At 60.0% G+C, this 14,040-nt stretch carries 12 protein-coding genes and 1 pseudogene; 11 read left to right on the top strand and 2 right to left on the bottom strand.

Annotation, left to right across the window (positions count from 1 at the left end):
* Window positions 1-162: 162 nt before the first annotated feature.
* The 10 genes from L6966_RS11150 to L6966_RS11105 all read left to right on the top strand — a co-directional run bounded on the left by L6966_RS11150 (window position 163) and on the right by L6966_RS11105 (window position 12,452).
* Window positions 163-606, top strand: a complete 444-nt coding sequence (locus tag L6966_RS11150; RefSeq protein ID WP_083092353.1) for a hypothetical protein — start codon at window positions 163-165, stop codon at window positions 604-606.
* Window positions 607-704: 98 nt separating this feature from the next.
* On the top strand, window positions 705-2,123 hold the full coding sequence (locus L6966_RS11145; RefSeq protein ID WP_237233392.1) for a TIGR01777 family oxidoreductase: 1,419 nt from the start codon (window positions 705-707) through the stop codon (window positions 2,121-2,123).
* A 105-nt stretch (window positions 2,124-2,228) separates the two neighbouring features.
* Window positions 2,229-4,688, top strand: a complete 2,460-nt coding sequence (locus L6966_RS11140; protein ID WP_237233391.1) for a 5'-nucleotidase C-terminal domain-containing protein — start codon at window positions 2,229-2,231, stop codon at window positions 4,686-4,688.
* A 124-nt stretch (window positions 4,689-4,812) separates the two neighbouring features.
* Window positions 4,813-5,112 carry a PLD nuclease N-terminal domain-containing protein gene (locus L6966_RS11135; protein ID WP_237233390.1) on the top strand — a complete coding sequence of 100 codons (300 nt, stop codon included), beginning with the start codon at window positions 4,813-4,815 and terminating at the stop codon, window positions 5,110-5,112.
* A 34-nt stretch (window positions 5,113-5,146) separates the two neighbouring features.
* Window positions 5,147-6,211 (top strand): NAD(P)-dependent alcohol dehydrogenase, encoded by a 1,065-nt coding sequence (locus L6966_RS11130; RefSeq protein WP_083092345.1) that lies wholly within the window; start codon window positions 5,147-5,149, stop codon window positions 6,209-6,211.
* 134 nt (window positions 6,212-6,345) lie between these two features.
* Window positions 6,346-7,284, top strand: coding sequence for a DUF808 domain-containing protein (locus L6966_RS11125; RefSeq protein ID WP_237233389.1), 939 nt, complete (start codon window positions 6,346-6,348; stop codon window positions 7,282-7,284).
* Window positions 7,285-7,553: 269 nt separating this feature from the next.
* Entirely contained in the window at window positions 7,554-8,288 is a 735-nt protein-coding gene (locus L6966_RS11120; protein WP_237233388.1) for a succinate dehydrogenase cytochrome b subunit, read from the top strand.
* 8 nt (window positions 8,289-8,296) lie between these two features.
* Window positions 8,297-10,237: a fumarate reductase/succinate dehydrogenase flavoprotein subunit gene (locus L6966_RS11115; RefSeq protein ID WP_237233387.1), complete on the top strand. Its 1,941-nt coding sequence runs from the start codon at window positions 8,297-8,299 to the stop codon at window positions 10,235-10,237.
* On the top strand, window positions 10,234-10,977 hold the full coding sequence (locus tag L6966_RS11110; RefSeq protein ID WP_083092337.1) for a succinate dehydrogenase/fumarate reductase iron-sulfur subunit: 744 nt from the start codon (window positions 10,234-10,236) through the stop codon (window positions 10,975-10,977). The genes L6966_RS11115 and L6966_RS11110 overlap by 4 nt, the downstream gene beginning before the upstream one ends.
* A gap of 5 nt (window positions 10,978-10,982) precedes the next feature.
* Window positions 10,983-12,452, top strand: coding sequence for an anion permease (locus L6966_RS11105; RefSeq protein WP_419721896.1), 1,470 nt, complete (start codon window positions 10,983-10,985; stop codon window positions 12,450-12,452).
* A gap of 162 nt (window positions 12,453-12,614) precedes the next feature.
* Here L6966_RS11105 and L6966_RS11100 read toward each other — a convergent pair whose 3' ends face one another.
* A complete protein-coding gene (locus L6966_RS11100; RefSeq protein WP_237225100.1) occupies window positions 12,615-12,806 on the bottom strand; it encodes a hypothetical protein in 192 nt (63 codons plus the stop codon).
* Between the two features lie 321 nt (window positions 12,807-13,127).
* A pseudogene (locus L6966_RS11095) lies at window positions 13,128-13,580 on the bottom strand (transposase); the annotation flags it as partial.
* 8 nt (window positions 13,581-13,588) lie between these two features.
* Between L6966_RS11095 and L6966_RS12285 the strand changes: the two are divergent.
* Complete coding sequence (locus tag L6966_RS12285; RefSeq protein WP_369127134.1) at window positions 13,589-13,843, top strand: Fic family protein; 255 nt, start codon at window positions 13,589-13,591, stop codon at window positions 13,841-13,843.
* Window positions 13,844-14,040: the final 197 nt, after the last annotated feature.

Genomic DNA, 14,040 nt, shown 5'->3' with positions numbered 1-14,040 from the left:
CGGCTGCCACACCGAGGATTTCCCGTCGGGGGCTAGATATATGCTTCCGGAGCATATACTTTCCGGAAACCTACAGGTCAATCCGTGAAAATCCGCGATTCCGGACACACTTTTTGACCCTTAACCCGTAGATACAAACAGTGGACCAGAGCGAGGAGAGCCATGGCCGTTGACCCGCAGCATACTCAGATTAAAGAAACCGCCCTGGCACTGGCCCGCAAGTTTGGGTGGGCACTGGAGTACAACGGAGGCCTTGAGCTTGACGGTGAGTTTTTGGACGATGCCGACCTATCAATAGAGCACACCGAGGACGGCATGCAGGTGGAGTACGTGCTCAATATCAGCTATGCCGACACCACCGCCTACGGTTTCACACTGACTCGCGAGGTAGCGAGCGCACCGGCGTCCGCCTTTGCTGCGGGCGCTTTCGGGCAGGCCGCTACTCCCGGTAACTTTGGTGCGGGGGCAAGTTTTGGTCTGGGGCCTTTTGCTACAGGCGGCCTACCGGGTGAGAACGCGGTGACGCTGGCCGAGAAGTATTACATCACCACTTTGGCTGAGCTGATTGAAGCTGTAGAGGCGAAACTAACCGCTCTGGCTATCTAAAAGGACTTCTTTCTGGTGCCCTGCACGCCTTCTGAGGACTACCCCCCCCAAAAAAAGGTAAGGTTGCTTAAAATTCCTTTGACCTTAGGAGGGTCCCCATGCCTGACTTTACCTATACTGCCACCTACCCCTACGCCGAAGAAACTGTGCGCACCTGGTTTATGCGCCCCGGTGCCCTGATTCGGGCGACCCCGCACTGGGCTGGCTCGGTGGTTGAAGAGGGCAACCCGAACGAGCCGGGAAGTACCGCTCGTACCAGGGTGGCCCTACCGCTGACCTCGGGCCTGTTCACCCTGCCGTGGGTAGCCCGCCACACCCGGGCGTCCGCGGATTCTTTCACCGACGAGCTGGTCCGTGGCCCCCTTTCTACCTGGGAGCACGCCCACGATTTTCTGTCTACCCCGGGCAATACGCTGGTGCGCGACAGTATTGCCTTCACGGTGCTCCCCGCAGCCCCCGTGGCCGCAAAAAAGGTTGGGGCTACCGCCGAGCGGCTGGCCCGGGCGGCGGCTCAGAAGCAGCTTAAGAAAGTGTTTGCGGCCCGCGAGCGCCGCATCGGTGCTGAACTTGATTTTCAGCAGCGCTACCAGCAGGAGCCGCTGACGGTGCTGGTGGCCGGGGCATCCGGCATGGTGGGGCGTCAGGTAGTTGCCCTGTTAACCGGGGGCGGGCATAGGGTGCGCACGCTGGTGCGTCGCGCCCCCGAGACTGAGCACGAGTTCCGCTGGGACCCGTCTGCCGGTGAGATTGATACCTCCGCTTTTGAGGGTACGGACGCGGTGATTCACCTGGGTGGAGCCAGCATCAACCAGCGGTTTACCGAGGAGAATAAGAAGAAGATTCTTGATTCCCGCGTTGAGTCCACGACCCTGCTGGCAACCACCCTGGCTGAGCTGGTACAGCAGAGGGGTGCGGGCGCCGCCCCGCGCGTTTTTGTCTGCGCCTCTGCGGTAGGTTTCTATGGGGCTGATCGGGGCGGTGAGGTGCTTACCGAAGATCAGGACGCCGGTAGCGGCTTCCTGGCGCAGGTATGCCAGGCCTGGGAGGCGGCCTGTGAGCCTGCCCGTGCGGCTGGGGTGCGGGTGGTGAATGTGCGCACCGGCCTGGTGCAATCTGCCCTGGGCGGTATGTTACGTCTACAGCTGCCGGCTTTCTTGAGTGGGACCGGCGGTTGGATTGGTTCGGGCCAGCAGGTGCAGAGCTGGATTAGCCTGGATGATATTGCCGGTATCTATGTGCATGCGGTGCTGACCGAGAAGCTAGAGGGGCCGGTGAATGCGGTGGCTCCCTCACCTGTCACGGCAAAGACCCTGGCCAAGACGGTGGGAAAGGTGCTGCGCCGCCCCGTCCTGCTGCCTATCCCGGCTGCCGTGCCTGCCCTGGCTCTGGGGCGGGAAGGGGTTCGTGAGCTGGCACTGGCTAGCCAACGGGCGAGTGCCGATAAGCTTTTGGCTAGCGGCTACATGTTCTTTGAACCGGAGCTTGAGCGGGCACTGGCCCACGAGCTCACCAGATAAGGGCTCTTTGTTCACCGAAATATCACTCTAAACACCAGCGAGGCGGCGCGGAGCGGGCTATCCTGTTGAGTGACACACATCATCGTTCTCACTGAAAGATAAGACATGTCTTCTTTCTCCCGCCGCTTTGCAGGCCTGGCTACCAGTGGCGCAACCGTTGCTGCCCTGGTTATTTCCCCTGCTCCGGGCGCAGGCGCAGCCGATACCACCACCCTGACCCTACTGAACATCAACGACTTCCACGGTCGTATATCTACCAGCATTGCTATGGGTCTGGCGAACACCATTCAGACCGAGCGTGCAGCTGCCCCCGATGGCTCTTTGCTACTGTCTGCTGGCGATAACGTGGGTGCATCACTCTACGTTTCAAGCGTTCAGAAGGACCAGCCCACCCTGGACTACCTGAACGCCCTGGGCCTCTCCGCCAGCGCCGTGGGCAACCATGAGTTCGACGCCGGTATGGATGACCTGGTCAACCGTATCATCCCCGCCTCCTCTTTCACCTATCTGGGTGCCAACGTCCTTCAGGCTGACGGCACCCCCGCCCTGGAGCCCTACTACACCACCGAGGTCAACGGCACCACCGTAGCTGTTATCGGTGCTGTGACCACCGAAACCCCTCAACTGACCGACCCCTCAGCGCTGGCGTCCGTGCAGTTCACCGACCCCATTGAGGCCGTCAACAAGTACGCTACCCAGCTCTCTGACGGCGATGCAGCCAACGGTGAGGCAGACGTGATTATCGCCGAATACCACGAGGGCGTAGACACCTCCGCCCCCGAAGCTGACGCGATTATCAATCAGACCAGCGCCGCCGTAGACGCTATCTTCACCGGCCACACCCACGCCGAGTACATCATTGACGGCGCCGCCCCCGGCCAGGCAGGCAAGACCCGCCCCGTCATTCAGACCGGCAACTACGGCGATAACCTGGGCAAGGTTGTGCTGACCCTGGACGCCGATAAGAACGTCACAGCCTACTCAGCTGACCTGGTCAAGCGCATGGACGCTCCCACCGCTGAGCAGATTGCCGCTGACCCTGTACTGGCAGACGTCAACGCCATCGTCACCGAGGCCAACGCTTATGCCACCGAGCAGGGATCTGTTGTAGCGGGCCAAGTTAGCGCCCCCATCACCACCGGTTTTGACTCCGCTAAGGAAACCCAGGGTGGCTTTGACATGCGCAACTACGAGTCAACCATGGGCCACCTGGTTGCTGACATGTACCTGGCTGCCGCTAACTCCACGGGCCGCACCCCCGCCGATATCGGCATCGTCAACCCCGGCGGCCTGCGCGACGAACTACCTGGCGGACTGCGCACCTCACTGGGTCTGGCAGCGAACCAGAACGTGCGCGTCATGGACATCGTCAACGTGACCCCCTTCGCCAACAATCTCTGGACCACCGAGCTCACCGGAGCCCAGCTCAAGACTGTACTCGAAGAGCAGTGGCAACAGACCGCAGCGGGCGAGATGGCAACCCGCCCCTACCTGCAGCTGGGCTTCTCATCGAACGTCACCTACACCTACACCGGTTCACCCGATGCGGCAGGCTACGCAACCCGCGGCTCTAACGTGCTCGATGTGTACGTCAACGGCAAGAGGGTTGAGGACGCCGACACCTACACCGTCGCTATCCCCAGCTTCCTGTTGGGCGGCGGCGACAACTTCGGTACCCTCTCTCAGGGCGCTAACGCCAAGGACACCGCCCTGGTAGATTCGGACGCCTTTGTTGCCTACTTCAAGAACGCTGGCACTGTTGAACCCAACTTTGCCAAGCAGGCTGTACGCGTTGCCGACCTGGCTGAAAGCTACGACGTCAACGGCCCCCTGGCCTTCTCCTTGTCTGACCTGAACGTTCGTAGCTACGGTGTACCCGCCCTGACCGAGCTGAAGGTCACGGTGGGCGGCATTGAGGTTGGCACCGTTGCTGTTGCTGCGGACGGCACCGCAGCAGTTTCCCTAGACCTGGCAGGTACGGGCATCACCAACGGTAGCCACGAGATTGTGCTGGCCGATGCGACCGGTGCCACCGGCACCACGGTGCGCCTCTCCGCTAACTTCACCGGTACGGTTGCTGAGCCTACTCCCGCACCTACGGAGGAGCCCATCTCCGTAGCTCCTAGCACGACTCCTAGCGAAGAACCCACCAGCACTGAGACCGCCTCTGCCCCAACTGCTGCTCCGAGCACCAAAACCCCCTCACCTGTGTCTGCTGCGGTAGTTCCTTCGCCCTCACCGACGGCCTTTGAGTACGAGAACTGCGCCACCGTCTGGGATGCCCTCGGCCGCCCCATTCAGTCTGATGAGGCCGGTTTCCACCGGGGCTTGGACTCCGACGGTGACGGCACCGGTTGCGAAGTCAGCCCCGACTACCCCGCCCAGGCTGAAGACGGTAGCGATATTTCCGCCTCAGGTTCCGCCGGTAGCACTTCAGGTTCCGCCGGTAGCTCCCTAGCTCACACCGGCTTCACCGCTTCGGTACTTGCTGGCGTGGGCGCGCTGGCGCTTCTGGCAGGTGGCGTAGCTCTGGTCGTGAGCCGCCGCAAGGCCAAAAATATATAGCCTCTAGGTTATATACAACTGTGGGCAAAGGATAGCATGAGTGGGGGGCGGGCCTGCTCCAGTAGTGGGCCCGCCGCCTCCCTCTAGATACCCCTCACCAGGAGAGGCCTGTAGCATGGTGGGTATGTTTGACACCCCCACCACAGTCACGCTTGCTGTTACCCGGTTAGCAGGCGCGAACGTCCTTGCCGCAGATGTGCCCGATAATCACATCAGCGTGTTCGGTTATGTCTTCTACCCCCTGCTTTTTCTCTCAGCCGGTCTCGCGCTGGCCTGCGTGCTCACCATCCATCGCCAACCTCACCTGAGCGAAACCCAGAAACTCAAATGGCTCCTTTTCGCTCTCTTCCTCCCCCTTGTGGGCCCCCTCGCCTACTGGCTACGCATGCGCGCCGACAAACGAGGGCAGGACGGCGTAGAGTGAGAGAGGCCAGCTACACCGATACATAAGGAGAACCGTGAGCTACACCGTTAAAGCCCTACAAAAGTTTGGCCCCGACCAGCCCTTTAAAGTCACCGAGATTGAGCGCCGTGACCCGCGTGAAGATGATGTGATCATCAGGATTGAGGCCGCCGGTATCTGCCACTCTGACATTCACACCATCCGTAACGAGTGGGGCCCCGCTCAGTTCCCCCTGGCCGTAGGCCACGAAATTGCGGGCACTGTTGAGGCTGTGGGCGAGGCCGTCACCGCGTTCAAGGTCGGTGACCGCGTGGGTGTGGGCTGCCTGGTCAACTCCTGCGGTGAGTGCGAGCAGTGCGTCGCTGGTTTTGAGAACAACTGCCTGAACGGGGCGGTGGGCACCTACAATTCCAAGGACGTGGACGGCACTATCACCCAGGGTGGCTACGCACAGAAGGTCACCGTCAACGAGCGTTTTGTGCTACGCATTCCCGACGCCTTGGACTTCGACGTGGCAGCTCCCCTGCTCTGCGCAGGCATCACCACCTACTCCCCCCTGGCCCGCTGGGGCGTTAAGCCCGGCATGAAGGTTGCCGTTTTGGGCCTGGGCGGGCTGGGGCACATGGGCGTGCAGATTGCCGCCGCTATGGGCGCTGAGGTCACCGTGCTCTCCCGCAGCCTCAAGAAGGCGGACTCCGCCGCCAAGCTGGGTGCCGCCCGCACCCTGGCTACCACTGACGAGGGTTTCTTCACCGAACACCGCGGTGAGTTTGACCTGATTCTGAACACCATCTCAGCTCCCATCGACCTGGACTCCTACCTGAGTCTGCTGAAACCCCGCGGTATTCTCTCCGTGGTTGGCCTGCCACCGGAGGCCCTCGAGATTCACCTGAACCGCCTGATTGGCGGCGGAAAGGTGCTGACCGGTAACAACATCGGCGGTATTCCCGAGACCCAGCAGATGCTGGACTTCTGCGCCGAGCACGGCATTGCCTCCGTGATCGAGAAAATCGGTGTTGATGAAGTAGACGCCGCCTACGACCGGGTGGTCGCAGGCGACGTCCAGTTCCGCGTGGTCATCGACACCACCACCTTTGAGGGCGCCGAGGTCAGCGCCTAACTAACCGCCGACGTCCTCACCACCCTCTAGGCAAGACCCTGCACACCAAAATGTGTGCGGGGTCTTAGCGCACCTCGGGGATATGGGCAGTATTCTTAGGAAGAAGACAACCCTTTTGTTTTGAGGAGATTCCTATGGCAGGTGGTTTAGCCGCCCTACTCGATGACGTCGCCGCCCTAGCCAAGCTGGCTGCGGCCAGCGTGGATGACGTGGCGGCAGCGGCAGGCCGCGCTAGCGTCAAGGCCGCAGGCGTCGTTGTGGACGACGCCGCCGTCACCCCGCAGTACGTGCGCAATATCGAGCCCAAGCGAGAACTGTCCATCATCAAGAAAATTGCGATGGGCTCCCTGCGCAACAAGATGCTCTTTATTCTCCCTGCGGCCCTGCTGTTGAGTCAGTACCTGCCCTGGCTACTTACTCCCCTGCTCATGCTGGGCGGCACCTACCTCTGCTTTGAGGGTGCCGAGAAGGTCATCGAGATGTTCTCCAAGAAGGAGCATGCCAAGGAAGAGGCGCCCGCCGTAGTGCAGGGTGAGGATGCCGAGAAGAAGATCATCTCGGGCGCTGTGCGCACCGACTTTATTCTGAGCGCTGAAATCATGGTGATTGCTCTGAACGAGGTCGCTTCTGAGGGTTTCTGGTCGCGCGCCGCCATTCTGGCTGTGGTCGGTATCGGCATTACCATTCTGGTGTACGGTGCCGTGGGCCTGCTGGTCAAGATGGACGACATCGGCCTGGCCATGGCCCAGCGTGAGTCTGCCGGGGCGCAGAAGTTTGGTCTGGGACTGGTCAAGGCTATGCCTGTGGTCATGAACGTTATTTCTGTGGTCGGCACCTTCGCCATGCTCTGGGTAGGTGGCCACATTATTCTGCTGGGTCTCTACGACATGCACTGGTGGGAGGCCCCCTACCAGTTCGTGCACCATCTTGAGGAGTACGGTCACCACCTGCCCGCTCTGGGTGGAGCGGCAGCCTGGCTGATTAATACCTTCTGCTCCATGGTGATTGGCCTCATCTGGGGTGGCATCATTGCCGGTATTATGCACTTCCTGCCCGGCAAGAAGCACCACTAAACGGTCAGCCCCCTCGCCCTGACGCCTGAGACCGCGGTCTCACGCGTCTTGCGGGGGTTTCAGGGCGCACTGGCAACAACTCCCGCTTCACAAAGCGTTCAACCAGCTCTTGGTTAGGGTAAAAACCGACAAAACGTAACGAACCAACATAAAACCCGTAAGGGCGCGGGGCAGTTCCCCCTTGCCGCGCAAGAGTGGAAGACTGAGGGTAACCCGGCAGATTGCACAGGCGTTACGCCCTCAGTCGCGCACCCACCACAGGAATACATATGGCCACCACAGTTGCCCCAGCCCCTGAGTCCACCCAACCGTCCAAGCCACCGCGTGTTTCCAACGTCCTTGCAAAATACATTATGGCGGTCACCGGCGTCATTTTTGCGCTCTTCGTGCTCGTGCACATGTACGGCAACCTCAAGGTCTACATGGGCCCGGAGGCTTTCAACCACTACGCCCTCTTTTTACGCACCCTCTTCGAACCTCTCTTCCCCTACGAAGGTTTCCTCTGGGTATTCCGCATCGTCCTACTGCTGTGTCTCATCGGGCACGTAGGTTGCGCGGTGCTTCTGAGCTCCCGAGCGAGAAAGGCACGCGGCAAATATAAACGCCGTGGCCTGCGTGGGTATCGCTCCTTCACCGCCCGTACCATGCCCGTCACAGGCCTGGTGCTCCTGCTCTTTATCATCTTCCACATCCTCGACCTAACCGCCGGGGTAGCTGTAGCCCCCGAATCTTTCCATCACGGCTCCCCGGCAGCTAGCTTCGCCTACGAGAATCTGATAGCCAGCTTTCAACGCCCTGCGGTGGCCTTCTTCTACATGGCAGCTATGGTCATTCTCTTCTTGCACCTAGCTCACGGGCTCTGGGCCGCCGTGCACGACTTCGGTGTCACCGTGGGTGAGAAAGCTCGTTCCTGGCTGATTCTTATCGCAGGGCTCTACGGGCTGGTCGTCATGCTGGGCAATATCACCATCCCCATCGCAGTCCTCACCGGTATTCTTGACTAGGAGAAACCATGTCAGAACCCACTATCTCCTACTCCCACGATGTTGACGGCAAGGTTCCCGGTGGCGATCCTGCCACCGCCTGGGCCCGCCGCCGCGACGAATACAGGCTGGTCTCTCCCCTCAACCGCCGCAAGTTCAAGGTGATTGTGGTGGGAACCGGTTTGGCCGGAGCCGGTTGTGCCGCAGCTCTGGGCGAGCTGGGCTACCGGGTCTCGGCCTACACCATTCACGACGCCGCCCGCCGCGCCCACTCTGTTGCAGCCCAGGGCGGCATCAATGCGGCCCGCGCACGCAAGGTCGATAACGACTCCATCCACCGCTTCGTCAAAGACACCGTCAAGGGCGGTGACTTCCGGGGGCGAGAGGCTGACGTGTTCCGCCTGGCCGAAGAGTCCGTGCGCGTCATTGACCATATGAACGCTATCGGGGCTCCTTTTGCCCGCGAGTACGGGGGCCAGCTCACCACCCGCTCCTTCGGCGGGGTGCAGGTCTCACGCACCTACTACACCCGGGGGCAGACCGGCCAGCAGCTGCAGGTCTCAGCCTCCCGCTCTCTACAGCGCCAGGTTGCTGCGGGAACCGTCACCCTGCACACCCACGAAGAAATGCTTGATCTTATTATCAAGGACGGTGCTGCCCGCGGCATCGTCACCCGCAACCTGAAAACCGGGCAGGTGAGGGCTGAAACCGCCCACGCAGTCGTGCTGGCGACCGGCGGGTACGGCAATGTCTTCCATAGGTCCACCCTGGCTAAGAACTCCAACGTGACCGCCGCCTGGCGGGCCGTGCGCCGTGGGGCCTATTTCGCTTCGCCCTCCTATATTCAGTTCCACCCCACCGCTCTGCCGATTAGCCACCGCTGGCAGTCCAAGACGACGCTCATGTCTGAATCGCTGCGCAACGACGGCCGTATCTGGGTGCCCAAGCGCCCCGGCGACGAGCGCGCGCCCCACGAGATTCCTGAGAGCGAGCGCGACTACTACCTGGAGCGCAAGTACCCGGCCTACGGCAATCTGACCCCGCGCGACATTGCCTCTCGCGCTGCCCGCGAGCAGATTGAAGCCGGGCGCGGAGTTGGGCCGCTGAAGAACTCGGTCTACCTGGATTTTGCGGACGCCCGCGAGCGCCTGGGTGTGAAAGTGCTGGACGAGCGCTACGGCAACCTCTTTGAGATGTACCGTGATGCTACGGGCGAGAACCCGCATACGGTGCCCATGCGTATTGCCCCCGGGGCCCATTTCGCTATGGGCGGCCTCTGGACGGATTACGACCAGATGAGCAACATACCGGGTCTCTTTGTGGGTGGTGAAGCCGGGTGGGGCTATCACGGCGCCAACCGCCTGGGCGCTAATTCGCTACTGTCTGCCTGTGTGGATGGTTGGTTTACCCTGCCCTATTCAATTCCTAACTATCTGGCAGGCCACCTGGGTGAAGGGTTGCTCAGTGCCGATGACCCCGCAGTGACCGCGACTGTGCACGAGGTTCAGGAGCGCGTTGACCGTCTCATTGGAATTCAGGGCTCAACCCCGGCAGAGCATATTCACGCCCAACTGGGTGAGGTTCTTTACGAGGGATGCGGGGTCAGCCGGAATGAAGAGAAGCTGACCCGGGCCATTCGCAAGATTCGTGACTTGCGCGAAGTTTTCTACCGTGACCTGTTCATCCCCGGGGCTGCGGAGTCCTTCAACCAGGAGCTAGAGCGGGCGGGCCGCCTTGAGGACTACCTGCAGATGGCCGAGCTCATGTGTGTGGATGCCCTGGATCGCGAGGAGTCAGCGGGCGCCCACTTCCGTGAGGAGTATCAGACAGCTGAGGGTGAAGCTCAGCGTAACGATGACGAGTGGTGCTTTGTGAGCGTTTGGGAGAAGGACGCCGGGCGCGGCTACCTGCGCCATAGGGAGCCCCTGGAGTTCAAGGACATCACCCTAGAGACGAGGAACTACAAGTGAAACTTACAATTGAGGTATGGCGGCAGGACCCGCACCAGGGTGAGGGCCGCTTTGAGACCTACACAGTTACCGGGGCCTACGAGGAGATGTCTTTGCTGGAGCTCATCGACTATCTCAATGACCAGCTGGTCTCTGAGGGGCGGGAGCCTATCGCTTATGAGTCTGACTGCCGTGAGGGTATCTGCGGTACCTGCGGTATCACGGTTAACGATCAGCCGCACGGGCCGGTGCCCAACACCCCGTCCTGCCGCCAGCACCTGCGCTCTTTCAAGGACGGCGACAGGTTGCGGCTGGAGCCCTTCCGTTCTGAGGCCTTCCCCGTGGTGCGCGATCTAGTGGTTGACCGCACTGCTCTGGACGATGTGATTCGTGCAGGCGGGTTCGTCTCTGTAGATGCGGGGACGGCAGCGGATGCTGACACGGTGCCGATTGGGCATGACCGCGCTGAGAAGGCGCTAGATTTCTCTGCCTGCATTGGCTGCGGCGCCTGTATAGCCGCTTGCCCTAATGGGTCAGCCAACCTCTATGCGGGCTCTTTGTTGCAGAGCCTGTCTATATTGCCTCAGGGCCAGGCTGAGCGGTCTACCCGCGCTAAGAACCTGCTTACAGAGACCGACGCGCATTTTGGGCCCTGCTCGGTGTACGGCGAATGTGCCATCACGTGCCCAGCGGGTATTCCACTCTCAGCTATCGCCGCAGTCAATAGGGAGCGTGCCCGCTCCGTTTTTCGTAAGGACTAGGGATTATGCCCACACACGCAAGCTCTCACACCGGGAAGAACGGGGCTTCGGTGCACCGTGAGCGCTCTGTGATGATTGCCAAGGTTGCGGCGATTCTAGCGGTCACTCTCGTCCTTTTCTTCACACCGGCACCCGAGGGGGTTGACCCCAGGGGTATGCACATGGCTGGTATCTTTGCGGGCACTATTCTGGGCCTGATTTTGCAGCCCTTGCCTACTGCCTCGGTAGCCCTTATCGGTCTTGCAGCGGCCATGATGACCGGAACAATGACGGCCAAAGATGAAGCTCTGACCGGGTTTGGGAATCCCACTATCTGGCTGATTGTTGCGGCCTTCTTTATTGCGGACGGCTTCTTGATTACGGGGCTGGGGCGGCGTATCGCCTTGGTCTTCGTGTCTATGCTGGGTAGGTCATCTCTGGGTCTTGCCTACGGTATGGCTCTCACCGACCTGGTGCTGGCCCCTGCAACGCCTTCCAATACTGCTCGTGCGGGCGGCGTGGTCTACCCGATTGTGAGATCCCTGTCAGTGGTCAACGAGTCTGAACCCACCAGCACGGAGTCACGCCGCAGGCTGGGCTCCTATCTCTCCCTGACTGCGGTGCAGGTCAACACTATTACTTCGGCCATGTTTGTTACCGCGATGGCAGGGAACCCTTTGGCTGTGGGGTTCGCTGAGAAGCAGGGCGTCCATATCAGCTGGGGTACCTGGGCGCTCGGTGCCCTGGTGCCCGGTCTGATTGCGCTGGTGTCTATGCCCTGGATTATGATGAAGATTTATGCGCCCACGGTGAAGCGCACCCCCGATGCGCCCGCCCATGCCCGCGAGCAGCTCCGCGAATCGGGGCCCATGTCTCGTGGGGAGTGGGTTATGGCGGTTACCTTTGTGCTCCTTCTGGCGCTGTGGGTTTTTGGCTCGGCGGTTGGTGTGAACCCCACTTCTGCCGCGTTTTTAGGTATTGCCATTTTGCTGGTTGCGCGAGTGTTGACGTGGAACGATATGGCTAAGAATGCCGGTGCCTGGTCTACCCTAATTTTCTTCTCGGTGCTGGTGGCTATGGCTGAGCACCTCAATACCCTGGGTGTTATCAGCTGGATTGGGGATTCCGTCAGTAATTTGGTGGGCGGCATGCCCTGGCCTGCTGCCTTTGCTGTGCTCTTCTTGGTTTACTTCTACGTGCACTACCTGTTTGCCTCAAACACTGCTCAAATTGTGGCTATGTATTCGGTCTTTTTAGCTGCTGCTATTGCTACAGGAGCCCCTGCCCTGTTTGCTGCTTTGATGCTGGGGTTTGCTGGCAACCTGATTGGTGGTCTGACCCATTACGCTTCGGGTCCGGCGGGCGTGATTTATGGTTCGGGTTATGTGCCAACGACCGAGTGGTTCAAGGTTAGCTTCTTGGCTTCGATTGCCAATATTGTGCTCTGGGGTGGGGTGGGCGTAGTGTGGCTACGCCTGATTGGCCTGTGGGCCTAGCCGGACGCTGGCGTTGGGGAGCACCACAGAACTAAACCCAGTACATATCAGGCTGGTCGCTAGATTTGTTGTGGGTTTACACCGTTTATCTGACAGTCCCTCCCTCACTTTGCTTGGGAAGAGGGTAATCGAGGAAGGGGAGTGCGGGATTTTTGTTGTCTGCTAGGACCGCTTCCCTTCCTTATAGAGGAAGTAAGACTGCACGGCCATGAGGGCGAAAATGGCCCACAGGAGTCCAGTGCTGTTACCACTTACGGGGATCCAGCGCATTGCGCCGAAAAGGGCTACAACGGCGAGGGCGACTGAGAGGACCAGCCAGAGGGTGCGGAGCTTATTATTTTGAGACCGGAACATAATAGTCGAGGAAATCCTTTTTAAGGGATACAAGAAACGGGGTTATGCACCAGAGTTAAGTGCGTGCGGATTACAGCACCACTAGTGATTTAAGAAATGCTTACCTTTGAATATTATCAGAGGAGTTTCTGTGGTGCCAGGTAGACGAGTGGTTTACGTGAATGGGAATGCAGTGCGTCGTGAGCGGGTTCAGCAGTTGTGTGCACAGGGGTTGCCGGTTGATGCTAGTGCTCGGGCGGTAGAGTTCACAGATGGGCGGTCCTTGAAAAGATAGCCCTTTGTCAGGTGGAGCGTGTCAAGTTGTTTATGTAAGCAAGGTGGTTACACATAGGGAGTAACCCGGTCAGGATATGCCGCAGCCAGCTGGGCAAGCGCCTGTTTCCAGTTCGTCACAGACTGTCCCTCAACCAACCGGCCAGAGGCTTTGAGCTACCCGGCAGGTTTGCCTCGTTCTTTCTGCCGCTCGATTGCGCGTTTGTCCTCGATAGTACAAATCGCCAACCACAGCAGCTTCACAGCCGCGCCTGTCGAAGGGAAATGACCACGATTCTTCGTGACCTTCCGCAACCGATAATTCAACGACTCAATCGAGTTCGTCGTGTAAATCACCTTGCGCAGCATCGGCGGGAACTGCAAAAACGGTGTAAACCAATCCCAGGCATTCGCCCACGTCGCGACCGACGATGGGTACTTCCGCCCCAAAGGTGAGGACTCGAACTCGGTGAGCGTTTTACGCGCGGCGTCTTCATGCGCAGCAGTGTAAACCGACTTTAATCCACCCCGTGCAACACATAACCCTTGCGCAACCCCTGGCGGTGTATGCCCGCCTAGCGCCTGGCCAGCACCTTAAACCGGGCGGGGAACACCTACTAGAAAGCGTGCTAGCCCGCCCCACCACGGGCTACGCAGGGCACGAACTCTACCCCGGCATTTTCAACAAGGCCGCAGCCCTCCTAGAGGCGCTAGTACAGAATCACCCCTTTACGGACGGAATAAACGCACCGCCTACACCCGCACCGTCTCGTTCTTATACCTGAACGGCTGGGATCTTCTACCCTCACAGGAGCTAGAAGATAATCAGCAAGCCCAGTTCGTTATCCAGGTAGCAGAGCACGCCCTTACCTTTGAGCAGATAACCCACCAGCTAGAACACTGGGCTACACCCCGCCGCTCCTGATACCTTGCCCCCTGCTGCCCCTGTTAATCTGAGAGGCATAAACCAGCAGCCCGTAGG

Source organism: Rothia nasisuis (assembly GCF_928381405.1).
Taxonomy (GTDB): Bacteria; Actinomycetota; Actinomycetes; order Actinomycetales; family Micrococcaceae; genus Rothia; species Rothia nasisuis.
Note: the sequence above shows the minus strand (reverse complement) of the source record. Positions and strands in the feature narration are given on the sequence as shown.